The sequence below is a fragment of the Delftia sp. WY8 genome, from assembly GCF_018437695.1.
In the GTDB taxonomy this organism is placed as follows: Bacteria; Pseudomonadota; Gammaproteobacteria; order Burkholderiales; family Burkholderiaceae_C; genus Comamonas; species Comamonas tsuruhatensis.
Genome location: NZ_CP049795.1, coordinates 586460 through 609570 on the forward strand (window position 1 = coordinate 586460; position 23111 = coordinate 609570).

Annotated in this window: 12 protein-coding genes and 1 pseudogene; 3 read left to right on the top strand and 10 right to left on the bottom strand. The window is 65.6% G+C overall.

Going from position 1 to position 23111, the window contains the following annotated elements; translation table 11 throughout:
• Window positions 1-225: 225 nt before the first annotated feature.
• The 10 genes and pseudogenes from G4D77_RS30775 to G4D77_RS02600 all read right to left on the bottom strand — a co-directional run.
• A pseudogene (locus tag G4D77_RS30775) lies at window positions 226-1143 on the bottom strand (hypothetical protein); the annotation flags it as partial.
• Window positions 1128-1955: a DUF3939 domain-containing protein gene (locus tag G4D77_RS02560; protein ID WP_227740774.1), complete on the bottom strand. Its 828-nt coding sequence runs from the start codon at window positions 1953-1955 to the stop codon at window positions 1128-1130. The gene G4D77_RS02560 and the pseudogene G4D77_RS30775, both read right to left, overlap by 16 nt.
• Before the next feature lie 165 nt (window positions 1956-2120).
• Window positions 2121-3167, bottom strand: a complete 1047-nt coding sequence (locus G4D77_RS30780) for a right-handed parallel beta-helix repeat-containing protein (RefSeq protein WP_227740775.1) — start codon at window positions 3165-3167, stop codon at window positions 2121-2123.
• Entirely contained in the window at window positions 3152-8191 is a 5040-nt protein-coding gene (locus G4D77_RS02570) for a DUF6765 family protein (RefSeq protein ID WP_213757891.1), read from the bottom strand. The genes G4D77_RS30780 and G4D77_RS02570 overlap by 16 nt, the downstream gene beginning before the upstream one ends.
• 232 nt (window positions 8192-8423) lie before the next feature.
• Window positions 8424-10967: a ferric-rhodotorulic acid/ferric-coprogen receptor FhuE gene (gene fhuE, locus G4D77_RS02575; protein WP_154834535.1), complete on the bottom strand. Its 2544-nt coding sequence runs from the start codon at window positions 10965-10967 to the stop codon at window positions 8424-8426.
• A gap of 124 nt (window positions 10968-11091) precedes the next feature.
• Entirely contained in the window at window positions 11092-12075 is a 984-nt protein-coding gene (locus G4D77_RS02580; RefSeq protein ID WP_154834536.1) for a FecR domain-containing protein, read from the bottom strand.
• A 5-nt stretch (window positions 12076-12080) separates the two neighbouring features.
• Window positions 12081-12584 carry a sigma-70 family RNA polymerase sigma factor gene (locus tag G4D77_RS02585; protein WP_502687279.1) on the bottom strand — a complete coding sequence of 168 codons (504 nt, stop codon included), beginning with the start codon at window positions 12582-12584 and terminating at the stop codon, window positions 12081-12083.
• Between the two features lie 105 nt (window positions 12585-12689).
• Complete coding sequence (locus G4D77_RS02590; protein WP_213757892.1) at window positions 12690-15170, bottom strand: TonB-dependent siderophore receptor; 2481 nt, start codon at window positions 15168-15170, stop codon at window positions 12690-12692.
• Between the two features lie 89 nt (window positions 15171-15259).
• Window positions 15260-16264 carry a FecR domain-containing protein gene (locus G4D77_RS02595; RefSeq protein ID WP_154834538.1) on the bottom strand — a complete coding sequence of 335 codons (1005 nt, stop codon included), beginning with the start codon at window positions 16262-16264 and terminating at the stop codon, window positions 15260-15262.
• Window positions 16243-16755: a sigma-70 family RNA polymerase sigma factor gene (locus G4D77_RS02600; protein ID WP_154834539.1), complete on the bottom strand. Its 513-nt coding sequence runs from the start codon at window positions 16753-16755 to the stop codon at window positions 16243-16245. The genes G4D77_RS02595 and G4D77_RS02600 overlap by 22 nt, the downstream gene beginning before the upstream one ends.
• A 227-nt stretch (window positions 16756-16982) precedes the next feature.
• Here G4D77_RS02600 and G4D77_RS02605 point away from each other — a divergent pair, with 227 nt between their 5' ends.
• The 3 genes from G4D77_RS02605 to prfB all read left to right on the top strand — a co-directional run bounded on the left by G4D77_RS02605 (window position 16983) and on the right by prfB (window position 23087).
• Window positions 16983-19571, top strand: coding sequence for a sensor domain-containing protein (locus tag G4D77_RS02605; protein ID WP_074923610.1), 2589 nt, complete (start codon window positions 16983-16985; stop codon window positions 19569-19571).
• Window positions 19572-19840: 269 nt separating this feature from the next.
• The gene (locus G4D77_RS02610) at window positions 19841-21691 is read left to right on the top strand and encodes a methyl-accepting chemotaxis protein (protein WP_154834540.1); all 1851 of its coding nucleotides are present in this window, start codon (window positions 19841-19843) and stop codon (window positions 21689-21691) included.
• A gap of 291 nt (window positions 21692-21982) precedes the next feature.
• Window positions 21983-23087 (top strand): peptide chain release factor 2 gene (gene prfB, locus G4D77_RS02615; protein ID WP_126312227.1). Its coding sequence is split into 2 segments (ribosomal slippage): window positions 21983-22063 and window positions 22065-23087, totalling 1104 coding nucleotides; the frame shifts between segments, so codons are not numbered across the junction.
• Window positions 23088-23111 lie beyond the last annotated feature (24 nt).

The window sequence follows — 23111 nt, forward strand, 5'->3', positions numbered from 1 at the left end:
GGGCGGCTGGCCCGAAATATGAGATCAATTCTCATTTGCATTCTAACGGTTGGCCTGCGCTGCGTTGCCACGGTGATGCCGACCCAGCACCCATCACCTGCCGCCCTGCGAGGTGTTGCCGCTCTCAGCCGTGGTACTGGCCGCATCCTTGCGCACCGGCAATGCGACCTGCTCGAACACATTGCCCTCGATCACAACGCCTTTGGACTCCAGCAGGTTGATGCCGGCCTGGGGTTCCTCTTTCTTCTTCCTGAACAGCCCGCTGCGCTTCACGATGAAGCGGTTGTTGCGGATGATGGAACCATCGGCATCGCGCAGCTTGAGGATGGCGGGCAGCGGCGCCTTGTCGCGCGGGTCCATGTGCACGATGAAGGTATTGCCCTCCACCAGCGAGCGCGGGCCGTACAGGTAGACAGCGGTGCGGCCATCGACCTCGATGGTGTTGTTGCGCACCACGTTGTCGGAGCCCGCCATGATGATGGCGCGGCCGCCGGATTTGATTTGGAGGTTTTCTGCTGTGTAGAAGGTGGGTGGGAAATAATCCCAAGGGATTTTGTTAAAAGCCTCGGTTTCCGGGTTCCAGTTGGATTCTTTTGTAACAGCAGTGTCTTCTGTCAGCATTTTCATTCTTTTATTTATCATAATATTTGGCGCCATCTCAACACCTATGCCAAAACCCCCAGGAGTCTCTATTTTTCCGTTATGAACTTTTAAAAAAACTTGATCATTACCCAATATTCCTATTCCATTTACATTCTTAAATGGTCTACCGGAGATTAGATGTTCTCTCAAATCTAATTCAGATAGACTGTTTTTGTAAAAAGTCAGTACGCTACCATCACCTTGACTATCCGTGGGTGAACCATGCTCTATTCCACCCTCTATCCAATCAATGGCCTTTCGCTGTATAAAATCATGAATTACACAATAACGGCCATTGCCTCCAATAGCCGCTGCTATGGGATAATAGCCTCCGAGATATTTAATCGCTTTGCACCCTTCCGGTAGGGGGGAAGTATCGCTAGGTGGGTGACGACGCTCCGCCCATTCTTCTGTTGTTAGCTGTTTTTTTTGATTTGAATGACATTCAATCAATAGTACGGAATTAAGCATCAAGAATAGAGTGATCATACCTCTTTGCATACGCTGCTCCCCGGAAGGCAAACCCCTGGGTATTTTTCTTCCTGTCCGATAAGATCTCCTAGAAAAATCTCTCTATTGATTTGCGCCTGATCTTTATCATATTTTTCGCTCATCTTATCAAGAAAATTTATTTCTTTATTTTCTTTGTCATTCTTTCCTTTCGGATTTAATTTACCATTGGCAATGAATCTATTAACGGATTTTTGCAGGAAATCGATCTTCTCTGGAAATTCTTTCCCTTCCTCTCTAATTGCATTGAATCTCTCGAGCACATTCCTGATCTCCTCAAACCCCAGCGCAGGCCTAGTTCCATACGCCGTCAAAAACTCATAAACCGCCTTCTCTCCTTGCAGCGATCGATACTCACGCTTGTCCCAATAAGGCAACTCTGGATCAGGCATATTCCCCAGTATTGGCATGTTCTCGTCATAGGTGTAATCCGGCTCGGACCCCGCAAGCCCATGCCCTATGCCCAGCTTCACGCTGATGGCATCGAACGGCCGGTTGTCCTTGTCCCGGTGGCTGAAGGTGTCCAGGTAGGAGTGCAGGAATTCGCCCAGGAACTGGTATTCGGCACAGGGCTGGGCCAGGTTGCCCAGCCGGCTGGCGTTGAGCAGGTTGTTCAGTTGCGGGCTCAGGTTGCCCACCACGCTGTTGACGTTGTCGTTGGTGTACTGGGGCAGCATGGTGCCCTTGTCGTCGGACAGCGTGAAGTGGTACCACAGCAGTTGCCGGTGGTTCTTGAAGATCGAGCCCACCGTGGTGAGGGTGTTGGCATCGTCCAGCGGCTTGGTGATGGGTTTGTCATCCACGTACTGCGAAGCCAGCGCCGTGATGCGCGCCCCCGCTCGTAGTCCAAGCCGGCGCCAGGGCCAGGAAGAAGACCATTTAGTAGTGCATGTCCTCCTAGTACAGCCCGGTGGGATCGATCCGGTTGAGTGGGTTGCCGCATATGGCCGTCGAATACCTCCATTCCATCAGGGGCTGCCTTTTGAAATGTTTCCACTCTCCGTTGTGGTACTGGCTGCATCCTTGCGCACCGGCAATGTGATCTCTTCAAACACATTGCCTTCGATCACAACGCCTTTGGACTCCAGCAGGTTGATGCCGGCCTGGGGTTCCTCTTCCTTCTTCCTGAACAGCCCGCTGCGCTTCACGATGAAGCGGTTGTTGCGGATGATGGAACCATCGGCATCGCGCAGCTTGAGGATGGCGGGCAGCGGCGCCTTGTCGCGCGGGTCCATGTGCACGATGAAGGTATTGCCCTCCACCAGCGAGCGCGGGCCGTACAGATAGACGGCGGTGCGGCCATCGACCTCGATGGTGTTGTTGCGCACCACGTTGTCGGAGCCCGCCATGATGATGGCGCGGCCGCCGGCTTTGATTTGGAGGTTTTCTGCTGTGTAGAAGGTGGGTGGGGTGTAGTTCCAGGGGATTTCGTTGAACTCCTTGATTTTGATATTCCAGTCGGTTGTTTGCGTGACTGGAAAATCCTCAGTCAATTCTTTTATTCTTTTCCACGCAGAAATATTGGGTGCCATATCCACACCCAAACCCCTTGGTCCAGGGGTTTCTATTTTTCCATGATGCACACGTAGGAATGCTAGATTTTTCCCAAGGAGACCAACTCCGCGAGTATTCTCAAAAGGTGCTCCTGAAATTTCATGGCCTTGCAAATCCAAGTCGGCATTTGTGTTTTTGTAAAAAGTTAAAACACTTCCTCTGCCAATTTCATCGGTGGGAGATCCTCGAATACTCCAATCTATTAAATCTCTAACTTTTCTTTGAGTAAAATTATGCACTACGCAATGGCGACCCGAGCCTTCAAATGCCTCCTTGATTGATATATATCCACCTGTGTATCTCACTGCTTTGCAGCCTGAAGGCAAGGGTGTTTCTCTGATATTTTTTGCATTTTGGATTTTCGTTCCATTACCTGATTCGTGAGTGCCCAAAGTGTCTACTGCATATGCATGAGGTTGCAGTACCAATAAAAAAGAGACCATGGTTAAACGGACTTGCATATAGGACTTCTTGGCAAACATACTCCAGGATAATTTTTCTCTTGACCAGCGAGTCCGCCAAGATATTTCTCCCTGTTCTTCTTGGCGGTTTCTTCGTTATATTGATCTAGGTACTTTTCAGAGAAATTTATCTTGGCATCAGTAGAAACGCTTTTGTCTTTTTCAGGTTTTATTTTTCCATCTTGGATATATTTATTAATCGTCTCTTGAAGCATGCCAATTTTAGCTGGTGAGTTGCCACCACTTTCGCGAATTGCATTGAATCTCTCCAGCACTTTTTCTATCTCTTTAAAACTGACCGACGGCTTGCTCCCATACCGCGTCAGAAACTCATAAACCGCCTTCTCTCCTTGCAGCGATCGATACTCCCGCTTGTCCCAATAAGGCACCTCTGGGTCAGGCATATTCCCCAGTATTGGCATGTCCTCGTCATAGGTGTAATCCGGCTCGGACCCCGCAAACCCATGCCCTATGCCCAGCTTCACGCTGATGGCATCGAACGGCCGGTTGTCCTTGTCCCGGTGGCTGAAGGTGTCCAGGTAGGAGTGCAGGAATTCGCCCAGGAACTGGTATTCGGCGCAAGGCTGGGCCGGGTTGCCCAGGCGGCTGGCGTTGAGCAGGTTGTTCAGTTGCGGGCTCAGGTTGCCCACCACGCTGTTGACGTTGTCGTTGGCGTACTGGGGCAGCGTGGTGCCCTTGTCGTCGGACAGCGTGAAGTGGTACCACAGCAGTTGCCGGTGGTTCTTGAAGATCGAGCCCACCGTGGTGAGGGTGTTGGCATCGTCCAGCGGCTTGGTGATGGGGTTGTCATCCACGTACTGCGAAGCCAGCGCCGTGATGCGCGCAGGTTCGTAGTCCAGGCCGGCTGCCAGGGCCAGGAAGAAGACCATGTAGTAGTGCATGTCCTCCTGGTACAGCCCGGTGGGATCGATGCGGTTGAGCGGGTCGCCGCCGGCATACAGGTAGGCATCGGGCCCGTCCGGGTAGCCCAGCGGGTCCGGCTGCAGGTAGCGGCCGCTGGCCGGGTCGTAGCTGCGGTGCCAGTTGTCGTGCAGTCCGCTTTCCTCGTCGAAGTACTGGCCCGGCAGGCGCAGGTTGAGCACGGCCTGCTGCCGGGGCAGGCTTGTGTGGCCGGCCTGATGCATGGCCGGCGCTCCCCAGGGCGTCTGGCGGGCACGCCAGACCACGCGCTGGCCTGCGTCCGTCATGGCCTGCGGACTGCCCCGGTGGTCGTTGTGGATGTGCAGCATGCGCGCCTTGCCGCTGGCGTTGTCCCGGTTGTGCGCGGATTCCAGCTTGGCGATGGGCAGGGTGCGAGTCCCCTCGTTCAGGTACAGGTACTGGCTGGTGATGCGGCCTTCGCCATCCATTTCCGCGACGAGCCGGTTGTCCTGCCACAGGTAGTGGCTGTGCGTTTGCCCATCGCCCTGGTGCACGGTCTTGCCCACGCGCTGGCCCAGGCTGTTGTAGCGGTAGCTGGCGATGGGCCGGTCCTGGTGGTCGCTGATGCCCTGGAGCTGTCCTGCCTCGGTGTAGGTGTAGCGGTGCAATGCGTCCTGGACGGTGCGGCCCTGGCTGTCGCGCTGCACGGGCGCTGGTGCTGACGGTGCGTTGTCCTGCACCAGTCTGCCGAAGCCCTGGTAGCGGTAGTCGGTCTTGTGCAGGCCCGCTGGTGGCCCCTCCTGCTCGATGGCGCGTATGCGCGGGCCCACGCCGTAGCGGTAGCGCTGGCTGAGGATGGGTGCGCTGCCTTGTGATGTGCCTTGTGATGTGCCTTGCGATGTGCCTTGCCCGGTGGTCTGCTGCGTGAGGCGCCCGGCAATGTCGTATTGGCGCGAGGTGGCCAGGCCATTGCCTGCCGTGTAGTGCTGCAGGCCGTTGAAGGCGTCCGTTTGGATGTCGCCGACCACCGTCTGCGCGGGCAGCAGGCGTTCAAGCAAGCCTGTGGCGCCGGCGCCCAGCCAGTGGTCGCTGGCCTGCAGCAGGCCGGCCACCCAAGCGCTTTGCAGTTGCAGCCCTTGCAAGCTGGCGCCTTCGCTGGCGGGGCCGCGCCGGGTGACGAGCACGCGGCCATCGGCCAGGGTGCGGCTGTGGACCCGGCCGTCCGGGCCATAGCGCGTGGCGGTGCGATAGGCATGCTCGGCCTGGCCGTCGGGCGTGGCCAGCCCAATGGTGCGTGCCACGGGGCGGCCCAGGGCGTCGTATTCGATGGACTCGCGCTGCCAGTTGCTGTCGATGGTCTGCAGCAGCCGGCCCTGGTAGTGCAGCAGGGTTTGCGAGGAAGAGCGACGATCTGCCCCGGGCGCCGCTTCGTAGCGCTTGGCCAGCAGACGCCCGCTGGGGGCGTATTGGTAGTGGGTGCTGCTGCCGTCGGCGCGGGTGTGCACCAGCAATTGATCGGCTTCGTTGTAGCGTGCGCTTTGGCGGCCATGATCGGCAAGCTGGAGCCAGACGGTGCGGCCGAAGTCGTCGTGCAGGGCCTGGCGGCGTTCGGCGGGTTGGGTGCTCCGGGATTTGCTGGTGATCTGCTCCATCGCCGCGCTGGCCGGGCCTTGCAATGCCAGCCGTACCGCCCCATCGGGCGTTTGCGACAGGCTGGCATGGAGACTGCCGTTGTCCAGCCAGCGCGTGCGGGTGTCGTCGCCATCGGTGTGCTGGAGCAGCTCGCCCGCGTCGCCGTAGGTGTAGCTGTCCAGGCGCCCATCGGGCAGGAGGCGGTGGCTCAGGCGCCCTTGCGCATTCCAGCCGTAGTAGGCCGCACGTTCGGGGAGGTCCTGGCCTTCGCGGTACAGGCCCAGCCGCTTGATGCGGCCTTCGCTGTCGCGCTCGATCTGGCCCCGGTTGCCCAGGCCATCGAGCCTAGCCTGGGTGCTGCCCTGGTAGGCCCAGGTGATGCTGCGGCCTGCCGTGTCGATGGCCTGGCTGGGGCGGCCCAGGGCGTCGTGGCGGATGCGGTATGGATTCAGGCTCAGCCGGCTGCTGGCGCGGGGCTGGCCGTCGGCGTCCAGCAGCCAGCCGCTGGTGGTGATTTCTTCGGCCTGCAGGGCGTTGGCGGACAGGGCGCTGTAGCGCATCTGGCGCTGAAGGCGCCGCACGCCGTCGTCTTCGGTGCGGGTCGTGATGCGCCCGGCCTGGTCATGCTCCAGCGCCACGGCGGTGCCATCGGGCTGCAGCACGCGCGTGACGTGGCTGCCGCTGCGGTCCCAGCGCAGCCGCGTGAGGTCGTTCTGCGCCGGGCTTCCGTCGTCATAGCCTGCCAGCGAGGTGGGCAGCGGCCCGTCGATGTCCACCAGCACGCTGCGGCCGTTGATCTCGGTGTAGCGGTAGCGCGTGCTGCGTTCGATGGGCATGGCGCCGTCCGCATTGCCTGCGGGCTGGCCCTGGGCATCCAATGGGCTGAAGCCCGCCTCGGTGATCTGCAGCGGCTGGCGGCTGCTGTTGTAGCGGATGCGGATCTGGTGTTCGCGCCCGGGCACGACGCTGGGCCGGGCGATGAGTTCGGGCGCGTATTGCTTCCAGGGGTCCTTGCCGTAGCCGTAGCGCACCTGCAACTGCGGGGCCCGGGCTTGGCCTTGTGTGTAGGGAATGCGGTACACGGCCAGCGGGCGGCCGAAGGGGTCCAGCTCGGTGCGCGTGCCTTCCAGCGGGCGGCCTGCGGGATCGAGCCGCGTGGCGTCGGTCAGGCGCCCTTGCGCGTCGTACCGGTAGCGCATGTCGCCGGGGCCGCAGCTGGCGCAGCCCGGGCCGCGCACTTCAAGCAATCGCCATTGCCCGCCGATGGTGTCGTAGTGGTAGGTGGTTGTTTGCCCGAGGCTGTTGGTGAGGGTGTTCTTCCAGGGCTGGCTGAGGTCCAGGGTGACTTTTTCCTGGTGGCTGTCCGGCGGGCCGCGCACGCTCAAGATAGCGCGGCCGGTGTCGCCGTAGGCGTAGCTGGCGATGCGCTCGTCCATGGGCTTGCCGTCGCTGCCCTGGCCCTGGACGCTGATGCCCGTGAGCAAGGTGGGGTGGCGCGGGTCCTCATAGTGGTAGTGGCGCTGGACCGGGGCTTGGCCATCGGCCGACGGGAGGCTGACCTGCACGAGGCTGGCGTTCAGCTTGGCCTGGGGCTGGGTGCTGCCGGGCAACGGTGCGCTGCCGTGGCGGTAGCCGATGCGGCCCAGCGGGGTGTCAATGGCCTGCACGCCGGTGAAGCTGTCCTCGCCCGAAGATTGGGCGTAGTGCAGGCGCAGGCTGCGCCCCTGCGGGTCGGTGACCTTGAGCAGGCGGTTGCCCTTGGCGTTGTAGTCCAGGCGGACCTGTTCGCCCGAGGGCAGGCTGATGCGGGTCAGGCGCCCCCGGTGGTTGAAGCGCAGCTCGCGCCCGTCCATCCACTGCCAGGTGTAGTGCCGTTCCTGGCCGGGCGTGGTTTCCTTGGTGCCCTTTGTATCCGTGCCTTCGATGCGCACGATGCCGTTGCCCGGCTGCTCGCTGGCGCACAGGCTGGGGTGCTCGCGCAGCTTGCTGAAGATGATGCGGGTGCCGTCGGCCTGCACGATCTGCAGGTTGGTGGGGTGGTCGTACAGGCGGGCCTCGTAGCTGAGCAGCCAGCCGCGGCCGAGCAGGCCTGGCGGCACGTAGGCCCGGCTGTAGCTGCTGTTGTAGTGGCGCACGACCTCCAGGCCGAGCACGCCGGGCAAGGCGGGCATGTCCACTTCGCGCTGGTATTTGTTGCCGTTGATGAGGTGGATGGGGTTGCCTGCGCCCTGGTGGGTGCTGCTGGAGTTGCCCTGGGTGGCGGGGCCGGCGCCGCCGCAGGGGCTGCCGCCGGGCGTGGGGGTGCAGGTGCCGCCGCCCGAGCCGCCACCGCCACCGCCGAGGTCGATGCCGCCGCCCGTGCCGGGGGCGCAGCTTTGCACGGTGGGGTCGCATTTGCCGGAGCCGCCGCCCAGGTTGGGGGCGGCAGCCGCCAGGGTGGGCGTGGCCTGGGCCAGCAGTGCGGCAATGCATAGCAAGGCGCTGCGCAGCAGCGTGTGCCGTGGGTGCATGTGAGTTTCTCCCTCGGGATTTTTAGGAATCTCGGGCAGGAGGCGGCCATGCGTCTGGCGGGGAGCTGGTGGAGGCAAGCCTGTGTCCGGGTTGCCGGTCAATCTAGGCAGCTGCGGCGTGCTTGTCTCTAGGAATAGTCTGTTTCTGCGGCCCAAAGGGAGGAATGGGGCGGAAAAGGGGCCGGCGTGGGGCTGTGGCGCAACGGAATGCGCCCCGCCCCAACGCAACCACTCAGAACTTGTAGTTCAACACCGCCATGGCCTGGCGCGGCGTGCCGAACTGGCCCTGGCCGTCGATGTTGACGTAGTACTTTTTGTTGAAGAGGTTGTTCAGGTTCAGCTGCAGCGAGAGCCTGGGGCTGAAGGCATAGCGCGCCATGAGGCTGGCGGTGGCGAAGGATTTCTGCTCGAAGACCAGGTCATTGCCCGCCACGAAGACGCTGGCGCGGGTGCGGCTTTGCCATTGCAGGCCGCCGCCCACGGTGAGCTGATTCCATCCACCGGGCAGGCGGTAGGAAGTGAACAGCTGGGCCTGGGTCTTGGGCGCCCAGGCGTTGATGGCCAGGCCCTGGGCGTCACGCGCGACGGTGTGGGCAATGCCGGCCGACAGGTTCCAGCCCGTGGCCAGTTCGCCCGAGACCTGGGCCTCGAAGCCCTTGCTGGTCACGCCCTTGGCGCCGTAGTAGGCGAAGTCGGTGGTGCCGGGCACGACCTGGCCTTCGTCCAGCTGGGCCACGTTGTCCTGCTGGATGCGGAAGACGGACAGCGAGCTGTTGAGCCTGCCGTTGAGGTGCTCGCCCTTGATGCCGATCTCGAAGCTCTTGCCCGCCACGGGGTCCAGGTAGCTGCCGCCGCGGTCGCGGTAGTTCTGGGGCTGGAAGATGTCGGTGTAGCTGGCATAGGCCGAGAAGCCTTCGCTCAGGTCCAGGACGACGCCGGCATAGGGGATGAAGACATCGTGCGAGCGGTTCTCGCTCAGGCTGCGCACCTTCCAGCTGCTCTGGCGCCCGCCCACGATGAGCTTGACCGGATCGGCCAGCGACAGGCGCAGCGCGCCGTACAGCGCGTCCTGGCGCGTGTGGTCCAGGCTGCTGGTGGTCAGCGGCCCCCAGGTGGGCTCGGCATAGGAGCCGTCCCATTGGTAGTAGTTGCCCACGTCCTGCAGGGGGCTGGTGCGCGCATGGCCGGCCTTGTGTTCGCGGGCACGGCTGCTGGTCAGGCCGACCACGGCCTCATGGCGGCGCCCGCCCAGTTCCCAGCCGCCCGTCACCTGCAGGTCGGCGCTGTTTTGCTGGAAGCTGTATTCGGAGTAGTTGGGCAGGGCCGCCATGCCCAGGCCGGTGGTGATGTCGGGCTGGCGCATGAGGTACAGCAGCTTGGCGTCGTAGGCGCTGTCGCGGTGCACGAAGTTGGCCTTGAGCTTCCAGTCGTTGCCGAAGCGGTGCTGCAGATTGGCGAAGATGCTTTTGTTGGTGCTGTTCCAGCGCGTCCAGTTCGCGGCCGTGGTCTTGGAGGTGCTCCAGTCGGCCGGCATGCCGTTCGTGAAGACCAGCGGCAGACCGCCCCAGGTCGAGCCGGTGGGCCGGTTGGCCTGGTAGTCGGCGCCCACGCTGAGTGTGGTGTCGGGCGTGAGGTCGGCGTCGATCACGCCGTAGAAGACCTGCTTGCGCGCGTGGTAGAGATCCAAATGGGAGTCGCGCTCTTCGGCCATGCCTGCGACGCGTGCGCGGATGCGGCCGTCCTGCGTCAGCGGCATGGACAGGTCCACCGTGCCGCGATGGTGGTTCCACGAGCCCACGCTGGCCGAGGCCGAGCCCGTGAACACCTTGCTGTTGGCGTGCTTGCGCACCATGTTGATGGAGGCCGACGGATTGCCCGCGCCCGTGAGCAGGCCCGTGGCGCCGCGCACCACTTCGACGCGGTCATAGATGGTGGTGTCGTTGCCCGATTCGCCGTAGAACGACAGGCCGATGGAGGTGGGCACGCCGTCGTACTGCAGGTTGTCCACGTAGAAGCCGCGCGAGTAGAAGTCCGAGCGGTCGCTGTCCGAGCTAACGACATGGATGCCGGTGACGCTGCGCATGGCGTCGTTGAGCGATAGCAGGCCCTGGTCCTCGATCTGCTGGCGCGTGAGCACGCTGACGGACTGCGGCGTGTCGCGCAGCGACAGGCTCAGGCCCGTGGCCGCCGCCGTGGCCGGCGTGGTGTAGGAGCCCGAGCCTTCGGTGGTGGGGCTGGCCTGGGCAGAGGCCGTGACCAGCACGGTCCGGAGTGTCTGGGAGGACGGCGCACCTGCCGCACCCGCAGCACCCGCAGCACCCGCCGCGCCGGAGGTGGCAGGCACCACGGGCATCTCGCGCAGGGTGTAGCCCCCACCGGCCGAGCGCACGGCCGCCAGCGGCGTGCCCAGCAAGGCGCGGTCCAGTGCCTGCTCCACGGTGAAGCGCCCGCTCACGCCGCCGCTGCGCAAGCCTTCGGTGACGGCCGAGCCGAAGGTGACCAGCACGCCGGCCTCGCGCCCGAGCTGGTTGAGCACGCTTTCCAGCGGGCCGGCGGCAATGTCGTACTGGCGTTGCTGCGAAGCACCGGCAGCCGGCTGCGCCCAGGCCTGTGCCGGAGCCAGGGCGCCTGCGGCAGCCAGCCCCGCCAGCGTGCCAGCGCACAGCACCTGCAGCGCCAGCGCCACCGGACGTAATGCCGGGGCCGCCGGGGATGGGCGGACGGTGGAGGCGGCAGTCTGCCGCATGGAGTTCTGGCGCATGGTCTGAGGGCGCATGGAAAGGCCTTGTTGCAATGGTTGTAGAGAAGCGTTGGCGCACGCTGCGGTGCGCTCCTGTCTCTGTTGACAGCCATCGCCGGCAAATCAGCTCAAATTTTTTTCAAAAGAGAGGCGAAGGCCTTCATGCCTTGTGCGGCGCCGCAGGCCGCACCATCACCCAGTAGCGCGAGAAGGAATGGATTTCCACGGGCAGCGAGGAAGTCAGCGCGGCCAGCACGCGGTCGGTGTCGGCCAGCGGATAGGCGCCGGAGACGTGCAGGCCGGCCACGGCCGGGTCGCAGCCCAGGCGCCCGCGCCGGTAGCGGCCCAGCTCGGCCAGGAAATCCTCCAGCCGCATGCGCGAGGCCACCAGCATGCCTTCGGCCCAGGCGCTGGCCGCCGTGTCCAGCGCGCCGGAGTGCACGGCCTGCTGGGCCGTGAACGTGCCCTGCTCTCCCGCAGCTATGCGCTGCGCGGCATGCGGGGCATGCGCGGGCCGCAGTTGCACGGCGCCTTGCAGCACGCCCACTTCGATGCCGGACGCGCGCTCGCGCACCGTGAAGCGCGTGCCCAGGGCCTGGACGGCGCCCATGGCGGTCTGCACGATGAAGGGACGGTGCAGGCTGTCCGGCGCGGTCTGCACGAGGATTTCGCCACGCACCAGCTCCAGCACGCGCTCGGCCGCGCCGTAGCGCAGGTTGAGGGCGCTGCCGCTGTTGAGCACCACGCTGCCGCCATCGGGCAGCGGCAGCCGGCGCTGCTCGCCTACGGCCGCGACCTGGTCGGCCGTCCAGCCGCGCCAGGCCTGCGAGCGCACGACGGCCGCGGAGCCTGCGCCCGAGACCAGCAGCACGGCCAGCGCCTGCACCGCACGACGCCTGCCGGCCGAGCCGGGTGCGGCCAATGCGGCCCGCGCCAGCGGCATGGGGATGCCGGCCATCTGGCTGCCCATGGATTCGATGCGCTGCCAGGCGGCCTCATGCTCGGGGCTGGCCGCACGCCAGCGCTGCAGGCCATCGTGCTGCCGGGCCTGGGCCTGGCCGGAGTTCAGCTGCAGCCACCATTGCACGGCCTGGCGGGCCACTTCGGCAGAAATGGGGGAAGAAGCGGAAGGGAACGCCTGCATGCCGCCTACTCCGGGAAGAAGCAGCGCATGGCCGCCTTGGCCAGATGCCGCTTGACGGTGGAGATGGAGATGCCCAGCTCGGCAGCGATCTCGCCATGGCCGAGACCTTCGAGCTGGGCCAGCAGGAAGGCCTGCTTGGCCAGCGCGGGCAGGCGGCCCAGGCGCCGATCTATCTCCACCAGGGTCTCCAGCACCATGAGCCGGACCTCGGGCGGCGGCGCCACGGGCTCGGGCATGGCGGCCAGGGCATCGAGATAGGCCTGCTCGATGGCGCGGCGCCGCACCTGGTTGATCAGCAGGTTGCGCGCAATGGTGGTCAGGTAGGCGCGCGGCTCCTGGAGCTGGTCCAGCCCCTTGGCGCCCAGCACCTTGAGGAAGGTGCTCTGCGCCAGATCGGCCGCGTCGAAGGCATTGCCCACCTTCTTGCGCAGCCAGCCCTGCAGCCAGCCGTGGTGGGCCAGGTACAGGGATTCGACATGGGCGGACAAGGAAGGCGATGGGCTGGACACGCGGCGACCCGAGATTGAGAATAATTCTCAATTATAGGCAACTGCAACCCTCTTGCGGCCCTGCTCTGCCGCCTGCTGCTGCAGTCCGTTCCTCCTGGCAGTGTTTCAGAACCTGCCGCGCAGGGTGAGCGTCGCGCTGCGCGGCGCGCCGTAGACATTGCCCCAGGCCGGCGCGCCTATGGTCTGGTAGTAGGTCTTGTCGAACAGGTTGGCCACGCTCAGTGCCACGGACCAGTTGCGGTCGATCCGGTAGCCCAGGCGGGCAGACCACACGGCATAGGCTGGCTGCACATCGGTGATGGCGCCCACCGCGCGCGAGCTGGCGGTCTGGAAGTTGACGCCTCCGCCCACGTTCCAGGCGCTCCATTCGCCCGGCAGGCGGTAGTCGCTCCAGACCCGCAGCATGTGCTTGGGCGTGTAGGTGCTGGCGAACTCCACGCCGGCATTGGAGGTGTTGTCCAGGTACTTGAAATGGCTGAAGGTGTAGCCGGCAAACAGCTGCCAGCCGCGCGCCACCTCGCCGCTGATCTCGGCATCCAGCCCCTGGCTTCGGACCTTGCCCACGGAGACATAGCAGTAGGTGCTGGCCGAGCAGGGGTTGACCAGGTCCTCTTCGGCGCGGTTCTTCTGGTCGATGCGGAACAGGGCCACGGCCGCGTTCACCCTGCCGTCCAGCAATTCACCCTTCATGCCCACTTCCAGATTGCGCCCCTTGATGGGAGCCAGCAGGTCGCCGGCCGCCGTCACGGCGTTCTGGGCCTGGAAGATGTCGGAGTAGCTGGCATAGGCCGACCACTGGTCATTGAGCGCATAGACCAGGCCGCCATAGGGCGTGATGACGCCGCTTTCCTTGTACGGGTCGTTGTAGGCCTCGCCCGTGTTGCGGTAGTTGCTGCTGCCCGTGAAGCGGGTGACGCGGGCGCCGCCGATCAGGGTCAGCGCATCGGTGAGGCCCAGCCGCGCCACGCCATAGGCGCCGGACTGGGTCATGCGGGTGCGGCTTTCATCGCCTCGATAGCGGTTGGCCAGGAATTCCGCGCGGGACGGCTCGCGGATGGCGGCGCTCGGGTCGAACACGTTGTTGGGCAGGCCCATGCGGATCAGCGAATAGTCGCTGTCGTTGACCATGCGGCCCGTGTTGGCGCCAAAGCTCAGCGAATGCCGGCGGCCGAAGGCGTCGAATTTGCCGTCCACCGCCACGTCCAGGGTCTTGTTGTCGGTGGTGACATCGAACAGGCCGGCATACATCTCGTTGCCCGCCAGCGTGGCGGAATTGATGGCCCCCAGGGCGAAGGCGTACTTCATGTCGTGCTTTTCCCGGGTGTAGCCTGCCGTGGCCTTGACGGTCCAGTCCGCGTTGAAGCGATGCTGCAGCTCGGCAAACAGCGATGTCTGCTCGCTGTCCCAGCGGTTCCAGTCCGCGCCCAGGAAGGTGGAGCGCGGCAGCCGCAGGTCCGCCCCGTCGGCATAGCGCGGCAGGCCCTGGAAGAACGGCGTGGAGCGCAGCCGCTCGTGGGTGGCGCCCACCGTCAGCCGGGTCTGGGAGCTGAGGTCGTACTCCAGCACGCCGTAGAGCACGCCGGTGCGGCTGCTGGCCACGTCGTAGAAATAGTCACGGCTGTTGAGGCTGGCGACCACGCGCCCGCGCAGCGTGCCGGTCTCGTTGAGCGGGCCCGTGGCATCGATCTCGCTGCGCAGGTTGTTCCAGGAACCCACACTGGCCGATACCTCCAGCTGGCGCTCTGCCAGGGGGCGCTTGCGCACCATGTTGATGGCCGCGCTGGGAGAGCCCGCCCCCTGCAGCAGCCCCGTGGCACCGCGCACCACTTCCACGCGGTCCAGCGTGGCGGCGTTGCTGGTGAAGTTGTCGGCCTGCGGGTAGTAGAAGGCGCGGTTCACACCATCGAACTGGTAGGTATCCACGCGGAAGCCGCGCGAGTAGACATAGCGCCCGCCCATGGGGCTGTCGTACATGGTGATGCCCGTGGTGCTGGCCAGCACGTCGTCCACGGTGTGGAGGTTCTGGTCGTCCATGCGCTGGCGCGTGATCACGCTGATGGACTGGGGGATGTCCTTGATCGCCTGCTCGCCCTTGCCCACCGTGACCGCGCGGGCCACGTAGCTGCCCGTGCCTTCGCTGGTGGCGCTGCGCTCGGCGCGGGCCGTCACCTGCACTTCGTTCAGGACCGTGGTGGAACCGGCACCAGCGCCGGCCGGTGCGGCCTGCCTGCGCAGCGTGTAGCTGCCATCGCTGCGCGCCACCATGTCCAGCCCGCTGCCGGCCAGCAGGCGCTGCAGCGCCTGCTGCGGCGCGTAGTGGCCGGACAGGGCCGGGCTGGTGAGCCCTTCGGTCAGCGCAGGATCGAAGGACAGCGAAATGCCCGCCGCCGTGGCCACGCCAGCCAGCGTGCGGCCCAGCGGCCCGGGCGCGATCTGGTAGGTCTGGGCTGCGGGAGCGGGTGTGGGAGCAGGTGCCGGTTCGGCCGCCTGCCCGGCGCCTGCGGCCAATGCCATGCCCAGCAGGGCCAGGCGGGCGGCATGCGCCAGGGGATGGAAGACGGGATGCGGCATGGGTACGGCAGGCATGGAAATCGGTCCTTGGAGGCGGTGAAGAAAGAAGCTCTTTCCCCGTTGCCAGCCGAGATCCGAAAAAGTGTCACCCTGCCTCGATTTTTTTAGTTCCTGGCGACCACGGTGATCCAGTAGCCGCGCATGCGCGTCTGCACGTCGACGGGATAGGTGGAGGCCAGCATGGTCAGCGTCCGGTCCGTATCGCCCAGCGGGAAGGAGCCGGACACGCGCAGGGCGCGCACCTCGGGCGCGCACTGCAGCAGGCCGGGCCGGTAGCGCGACAGTTCGGCGCAGAACGCGGCCAGCGGCATGGCGTCGGCCATCAGCATGCCGTGGGTCCAGGCCGTGGCCTCGGGCTGCAGGGGCTGGGGCGAGGTCACATCCCCCGCTCGCAATACCGTTTGCTGACCGGCTTGAACGACCAGCGCCGGGCTGGCGGCGCCGCGCAGCGTGACCTCCACGGCGCCCTCGGTCACGGCCAGGCGCACGGGGCCGCCGTCCGCCCAGCCCCCCTCTTGCCGCACGGTGAAGCGGGTGCCCAGGGCGCGCAGCCGGCCATGGGCGGTGTCCACGACAAAGGGGCGGTGCGGCGTGGCGGTATCGGCCGCCGTTTCTATGGAAATCGCGCCCTGGCGCAGGGTGAGCAGGCGCAGTGCGCCATCAAACCGGATGTCCACCGCGCTGGCCGTGTCCAGCAGGAGGCGGCTGCCATCGGCCAGATGCTCGGTGCGGCGCTCGCCGGTGGCGGTGCGCAGGTCGGCGCCCCAGCCGCGCTGGTCCGCCGCACTCCATACCAGCCAGCCTGCAGGCGCCACGGCCAGCAGCGCGGCCAGCCGGGCCACGGCGGCGCGGCGCTGGGCGCGGTGGCTTCGTGGCCGGTCCAGCGCCGGCATGGCCAGCGCTGCAGGCAGGCCGCCCAACTTGCCCAGCAGCCGCTCGGCGCGCTCCCAGGCCAGGGCATGCTGGGGGTCGGCCTGGCGCCAGCGCTCGCAGGCGGCGCGGTCGGCGTCGGTGGCGCCGCTGTCGTGCAGGCGCATCAGCCATTCGGCGGCCTCGTCGAGCACGCGCGCTTGCAGGGGCGTCTCCATCACGCCATTGCCACCAGGCATTGGCGAAACGCCTGGGCCATGTAGCGCTTGACGCTGGTGAGCGAGACCTCCAGCTGCTGCGCGATGTCCTCGTACTTCATGCCGTCCAGCTGGGACAGCAAAAACGTGCGCCGCACGATGGGCGGCAGCGCGTCCAGCATGGCGTCTATCTCGTGCAGGGTCTCCAGTACCAGGGCGCGCTGCTCGGGCGAAGGCGCCACGGGCTCGGGCAAGGCGGCCAGGGCTTCGAGGTAGGCGCGCTCCAGCGCCTGGCGCTTGTACCAGTTGACGAGCACGCCCTTGGCCACCGTGGTCAGGTAGGCACGCGGCTCCTGCACACCGGCCAGGTCGCGCACGCCCAGGATGCGCACGAAGGTGTCCTGCGCCAGGTCCGCCGCATCCGCCCCGTTGCCCAGCCTGCGGCGCAGCCAGCCCTGCAGCCAGCCATGGTGGGCGGCGTACAGGGAGGCGGCTTCTCGGTGCTGGGGGGTGGAGGCTGGGGCGGATGGCATGGTAGGACCCGATGGCTTGAAGGCGGGAGTCACCATCAAACAAGAATCATTCTCAAATCATTGTAACCAGCGGAATCACTTGCCTAAGAGTGCCATCAGGCGGACCATCCAAAGGCGAACAGTGGGAGCAAGTGCGACCAGAGTGGCTGACATCCAGCTGCCGCGCCGGATCGGTATCATTTAGAAACAATCAATCATCAGCTCAGCATCCATCAGGAGAGCGAACCATGTTCGAAACGCGGGTAGCAGGCACGGCAGGACAACAGGCGCTGTGGAGCACGCTGGACAAGGCCATGGCGCTGGCGGAATTCACGCCCGAAGGCCGGCTGATGCGCGCCAATGCCAACTACGAGGCCATCCTCGGCTATCCGGCCACGGGCGCTGAAGGTCTGCTTCACAGCGATCTGTGCACGCAGGCCCAGGCCGACCCGGCCGCCTACGGTCAGTGGCGCCAGCGCTGGGGCGCGGGCGAGACGGTTTCGCGCGTGGGAGAGCACCGGCGCCGCGACGGAAGCACCTGCTGGCTGGAGGCCACCTATGCGCCCGTGCTCGATGCGGCCGGCGCCCTCAGCCATGTGCTGTGCATTGCCACCGATGTCTCGGCCCGCATGCTGGCCGACCGCCGGCGGCAGGAGCACATGCGGCGCCTGTCCCTGGTGGCAGACGCCACCGACGCGGCCGTGGTGATCGCCGATGGCAACTGGACCATCAGCTATGTGAATGCGGGCTTCAGCCGCATGTTCGGCTGGACCAGCGAGGAAGTGGTGGGCCGTGCGCCCATCGCCCTGCTGGTGCCCCATGCCTCGCCCGAGTTCACGGCCGCCTACCGTGCCGAGCTGGACGCGGGCAAGCCCGTGTACCGCGAGGAGATCCTGGTGGGCAAGGATGGCGAGCGCTACTGGGTCAGCGCCCAGGCCAATCCCGTGATGGGGCCGGACGGGCGGCTGCAGACCACGGTGACGGTGATCACCGACATTACCGAAGCCAAGATGCATGAGGTGCTGCAGCGGCGCGCCCTGGAGGCCATGGCCCGCGACCAGCCGCTGACCGAGGTGCTGGACCTGGTGTGCCGCGAGGTCGAGCGCATTGCGCCCGATATCGCGGTCTCGGTGCTGGAAGTCGATGACCAGAACCGCCTGCATCCGCTGGCCGCGCCCAGCCTGCCGGCCTCCTATTCGGCGGCGCTGGACGGCGTGCCCATCGGCCCCAATGTCGGCTCCTGCGGCGCGGCGGCCTTTCACAACCGGCCCGTGCTGGTAGGCGACATCGCCACCGACCCGCTGTGGGCCGACTACAAGCACCTCATCCTGCCGCTGGGGTATACGGCCTGCTGGTCCACGCCCATCTGCGGGCTGCAGGGCGGCGTGGCCGGCACCTTTGCCTTCTACTACCGCCATTTCAACCGGCCCGGCCCCGATCCCTTCCACCAGCGGCTGGTGGAGGCCTGCACCGACCTGTGCGCGCTGGCGCTGGAGCGCGAGCAGGCACGCCGCCGCATCCGGCAGCTGGCCTTCTACGACGGGCTGACCACCCTGCCCAACCGCAGCCTGCTGCTGGCCCAGGCCGAGCAGGCGCTGTCCGTGGCTTCGCACGAGGGCCACGAGCTGGCCGTGGTCTTCATCGATCTGGACCGTTTCAAGCAGGTCAACGACTCGCTGGGCCACCCGGCCGGCGACCGGCTGCTGTGCAGCGTGGCCCAGCGCATCCAGGCGGAGCTGCGCACGGGCGACATTGCCGGGCGGCTGTCGGGCGATGAATTCGTCATCGTGCTGCCACACTGCGGCGGTGCACAGGCGGCCGAGGTGATAGAGCGGCTGCAGTCGGCACTTGGCGAGCCCTGCATGATCGACGACGTGTCCCTGGCCAGCACGGCCAGTTGCGGCATTGCCGTGTTTCCTGCCGACGGGCGCGACATGGAGACCCTGCTGCACCGCGCCGACATGGCCATGTACCAGGCCAAATCCGGCGGGCGCGGGCTCTACAGCTTCTTCAGCCCCGAGATGAACCGGCTGGCCCAGGAGCGCCTGGTGCTGGAGACGGCGCTGCGCGACGCCCTGCGCAGCGGCGGCCTGCGACTGCACTACCAGCCCCAGCTCGACCTGAAGGACGGGCGCCTCTACGGCGTGGAGGCCCTGGCGCGCTGGAGCCATGCGGAATTCGGCGAGATCTCGCCCGCACGCTTCATTCCGCTGGCCGAGGAATGCGGCCTGATCGGCGAGCTGGGCACCTGGGCACTGCGCGAGGCCTGCCGCCAGTTGGGCGAGTGGCGCAGCCGGGGCATCGACGTGCCGGCCATGTCGGTCAACCTCTCGCCCACGAGCTTTCACAACCTGGACCTGCCGCGCATGATTGCCGACACCCTGGAGCACAACGCGCTCAAGCCGCAGGACCTCACGCTGGAGATCACCGAAAGCCTGCTGCTGGACACCAACCCGGGCACCATGCGCACGCTGCAGGCCGTGCATTCCCAGGGCGTGCGCCTGTCCATGGACGACTTCGGCACGGGCTACTCCAGCCTCAGCTACCTGCGGCGCCTGCCGGTCAGCGAACTCAAGCTGGACCGCAGCTTCGTCGCCGACCTGGAGCACGACGAGGCCGCGCAGGCGCTGAGCAACGCCATCCTGGGCATAGGCCGCAGCCTGCACCTGACCGTGGTGGCCGAGGGAGTGGAGACGGCGGCGCAGAACACCATCCTGCGCGAACAGGGCTATCCGGTGGCACAGGGCTATCTGTTCTCGCGCCCGCTGCCGGCCGCTGATCTGGAGCGGTGGCTGCAGGCCTCGAGCGCGCCGGCCGGCCTGGCGACGGACGTGTGAGCGGACGTGTGAGCGGACATGTGAACGGGCATGTGAGCGGACCAGGCCATGCGCGCGGAGACCTTGGCCGGCAAAAGTAACAATCCGCAATAAATATTCGGACTGGACCTATTTTTCCCTAAGCCTCGCCGGCAAGTGACCGATATCTGCGGCATGGCGGCGGCTGAGTGTCGGCCCCGCTGATCGCCACAGATCGCCACCGTTTCCGCCGACTCCCAGCCCCAGCCGCTCATCCGCTTTCGCTCTTCGCCATACGGCACTCCCCCACCATGATGTTTTTCCGCAATCTGAAGCTGGCCCCCAAGCTGCTGGCCTCCTTCATCGCCCTGCTGCTGCTGACCGCAGGCCTGGGCCTGTTCTCCGTGGTCCAGCTGGACCGCGTCAACCAGACCGCCACCGACCTGGCCCACCACTGGATGCCCGCCGAGCGCGTGATCATGGAGATGCGCTACCAGCTGCAGCGCTACCGCTCGCAGACCATGCAGCATGTGCTGGCCACCTCCATGGAAGAGATGGCCGTCTACGACAAGAACATGCCCGCGCTGTGGTCCGAGCTGCTGAAGAACCAGCAGGCCTTCGAGCGCTATGCCAATACGGCACGCGAGCGCGAGCTGATGGCCGGCATCAAGGACGATCTGGGCCAGTACGCGCAGCACACGGCAAAGATCGTGGACCTGTCCCACGCCCTGCGCACCGACGAGGCCTCCGAGCTGCTGCGCGGCGATTCGGTCAAGACCAGCCGCGCCATCAACAGCAAGCTCGATGAACTGATCAAGCTCAATGCCCAGGGCATCGAAGATGCCAACCAGGCCGGTGACGACATCTTCACGGCTGCGCGCTGGTGGGTGATCGCCCTGCTGGTGGGCGCCGTGGTCTTCGGCCTGGCCATGGCCCTGCTGATCGCCCGCAGCGTGGCGCGCCCCCTGCAGCAGGCCGTGAGCCTGGCGCAGGCCGTGGCCGCAGGCGACCTGGGCAGCCGCATCGAGGTGCATGGCAAGGACGAGACCGGCCAGCTGCTGCTGGCCCTGCAGCACATGAACGAAAGCCTGCAACGCATCGTGGGCCAGGTGCGCCAGGGCACGGACTCCATCGCCACGGCCAGCGGCCAGATCGCATCGGGCAACCAGGACCTGTCGGCCCGCACCGAGGAGCAGGCCAGCTCGCTGGAGCAGACCGCCGCCTCCATGGAGGAGCTGACCTCCACCGTCAAGCAAAACGGCTCCAACGCCCAGCAGGCCAACCAGCTGGCCGCCGCCGCGTCCAAGGTCGCCGTGCGCGGCGGAACGGCCGTGGCCCAGGTGGTGCAGACCATGTCCGCCATCAACGATGCCTCGCGCAAGATCGTGGACATCATCGGCGTCATCGACTCCATCGCCTTCCAGACCAACATCCTGGCGCTGAATGCCGCCGTGGAAGCGGCCCGCGCCGGCGACCAGGGCCGGGGCTTTGCCGTCGTCGCCTCGGAAGTGCGCACCCTGGCCCAGCGCTCGGCCGCCGCCGCCAAGGAGATCAAGCAGCTGATCGACGACTCGGTGGGCAAGGTCGAGGAAGGCAGCGCCCAGGTCGATTCGGCCGGCAAGACCATGGAGGAGATCGTGGCCAGCGTGCGCCGCGTGACCGACATCATGGGCGAGATCTCGGCCGCCAGCCATGAGCAGACGGCCGGTATCGAGCAGGTCAACCAGGCCGTCACGCAGATGGACCAGATGACCCAGCAGAACGCGGCCCTGGTCGAGGAATCGGCGGCGGCCACCGGCGCCCTGCAGGCCCAGGCCAAGGCGCTGGCCGAGGTGGTGAGCGTGTTCAAGCTCTCGCCGTCCACCGGCATGCTGGGCAGCAGCCGCGGTGTCAGCCACGCCGCCGCCGTGGCAGCGCCCCGCCAAACACCGGCGGCGCCCCGTCCGCATCTGGCGCCTGCCGCGCCCAAAGGCGCTGTGCCCGCACGCGCATCGGCCGCCCTGCCTTCTGCAACTGGTGCGGCCGGCGCACCCCCTGCTCCGGCAGGCGCCGCGCGCCCGGCCCAGCCGGCGCAGCCGGCCCGGCCTGCCGTGACCGCACCTGCCAGGGCCAAGGCCAAGGCGGCCAGCACGGCCTCCGACGACGATTGGGAAACCTTCTGAACCAGGTTTTCGCCCGCCCCGCCGGGGGCGGACACACCGGCCAAGGCCCGACCAGCTCCTGCTGGCCGGGCCTTTTTTCCGGGCGCCTCGCAGGCGGATCACGCCCCTGCCATGGCCAAGCCCTTCAAATCTGCCATGATCGACCGCTGCAAGCCCTTGTTTTGAAAGCCCTCGCCAGTCTGCGGCCCTCCCGCAGCCCCGCGCGACAGGCGCTTGGCCCGGCACGGTGCCCCAGCATGAGAAAATCGGCGATTCAGCCAAGAACACATTCATCAGAAGACGGAACACATCATGGAAGCAGAACGCATCAACCTCATCGGCAACACCCTCGAAGATCTGTCGCAGCGGACGGCAGATCTACGGAGGTATCTTTGACTACGATGCAAAGTACGAACGACTGCGCACGGTAAATGCCTCGCTGGAAGATCCCAGCGTCTGGAACGACCCCAAGAAGGCCCAGGAACTGGGCAAGGAAAAGAAGCTGCTCGACGGCGTCGTGCTGACGCTGCAAAAGCTCACCACCGAGCTGGCCGACAACGCCGAGCTGTTCGAGATGAGCAAGGAAGAAGGCGATGAGACCGGCCTGCTCACCATCGAGGGCGAGACCGCCAAGCTGCAGCCCCTGATCGAGGAACTGGAGTTCCGCCGCATGTTCGGCAAGGAAGCCGATCCGCTGAACTGCTTCGTGGACATCCAGGCCGGCGCCGGCGGCACCGAAGCCTGCGACTGGGCCGGCATGCTGCTGCGCCAGTACCTGAAGTACGCCGAACGCAAGGGCTTCAAGGCCACGGTCGAGGAAGAGACGCCGGGCGACATCGCCGGCATCAAGAGCGCGACCATCCACATCGAGGGCGAGTACGCCTACGGCCTGCTGCGCACCGAAACCGGCGTGCACCGCCTGGTGCGCAAGTCGCCCTTCGACAGCTCGGGCGGCCGCCACACCAGCTTTGCCTCGCTGTTCGTCTATCCCGAGATCGACGACTCGATCCAGATCGAGATCAACCCCTCGGACGTGCGCACCGACACCTACCGCGCATCGGGCGCCGGCGGCCAGCACATCAACAAGACCGACTCGGCCGTGCGCCTGACGCACATCCCGACCGGCATCGTCGTGCAATGCCAGGATGGCCGCAGCCAGCACAGCAACCGCGACGTCGCATGGCAGCGCCTGCGCTCCAAGCTCTACGAGCACGAGATGCAAAAGCGCATGGTGGAGCAGCAAAAGCTGGAGGACACCAAGACCGATGTGGGCTGGGGCCACCAGATCCGCTCGTACGTGCTGGACAACAGCCGCATCAAGGATTTGCGCACCAACGTCGAAATCTCGGCCACCCAGAAGGTGCTGGACGGCGACCTCGACGCTTTCATCGAAGCCTCGCTCAAGCAAGGCCTCTGAGTTTCAAGCCCCTGGGCGGCACCG

Excerpts from the sequence above, each read along its gene's own strand:
- G4D77_RS30780 (WP_227740775.1), bottom strand. The coding sequence starts at position 3,167 with ATGCAAGTCCGTTTAACCATGGTCTCTTTTTTATTGGTACTGCAACCT.
- G4D77_RS02570 (WP_213757891.1), bottom strand. The coding sequence starts at position 8,191 with ATGCACCCACGGCACACGCTGCTGCGCAGCGCCTTGCTATGCATTGCC.
- fhuE (WP_154834535.1), bottom strand. The coding sequence starts at position 10,967 with ATGCGCCCTCAGACCATGCGCCAGAACTCCATGCGGCAGACTGCCGCC.
- G4D77_RS02580 (WP_154834536.1), bottom strand. The coding sequence starts at position 12,075 with ATGCAGGCGTTCCCTTCCGCTTCTTCCCCCATTTCTGCCGAAGTGGCC.
- G4D77_RS02590 (WP_213757892.1), bottom strand. The coding sequence starts at position 15,170 with ATGCCTGCCGTACCCATGCCGCATCCCGTCTTCCATCCCCTGGCGCAT.
- G4D77_RS02595 (WP_154834538.1), bottom strand. The coding sequence starts at position 16,264 with ATGCCTGGTGGCAATGGCGTGATGGAGACGCCCCTGCAAGCGCGCGTG.
- G4D77_RS02600 (WP_154834539.1), bottom strand. The coding sequence starts at position 16,755 with ATGCCATCCGCCCCAGCCTCCACCCCCCAGCACCGAGAAGCCGCCTCC.
- G4D77_RS02605 (WP_074923610.1), top strand. The coding sequence starts at position 16,983 with ATGTTCGAAACGCGGGTAGCAGGCACGGCAGGACAACAGGCGCTGTGG.
- G4D77_RS02610 (WP_154834540.1), top strand. The coding sequence starts at position 19,841 with ATGATGTTTTTCCGCAATCTGAAGCTGGCCCCCAAGCTGCTGGCCTCC.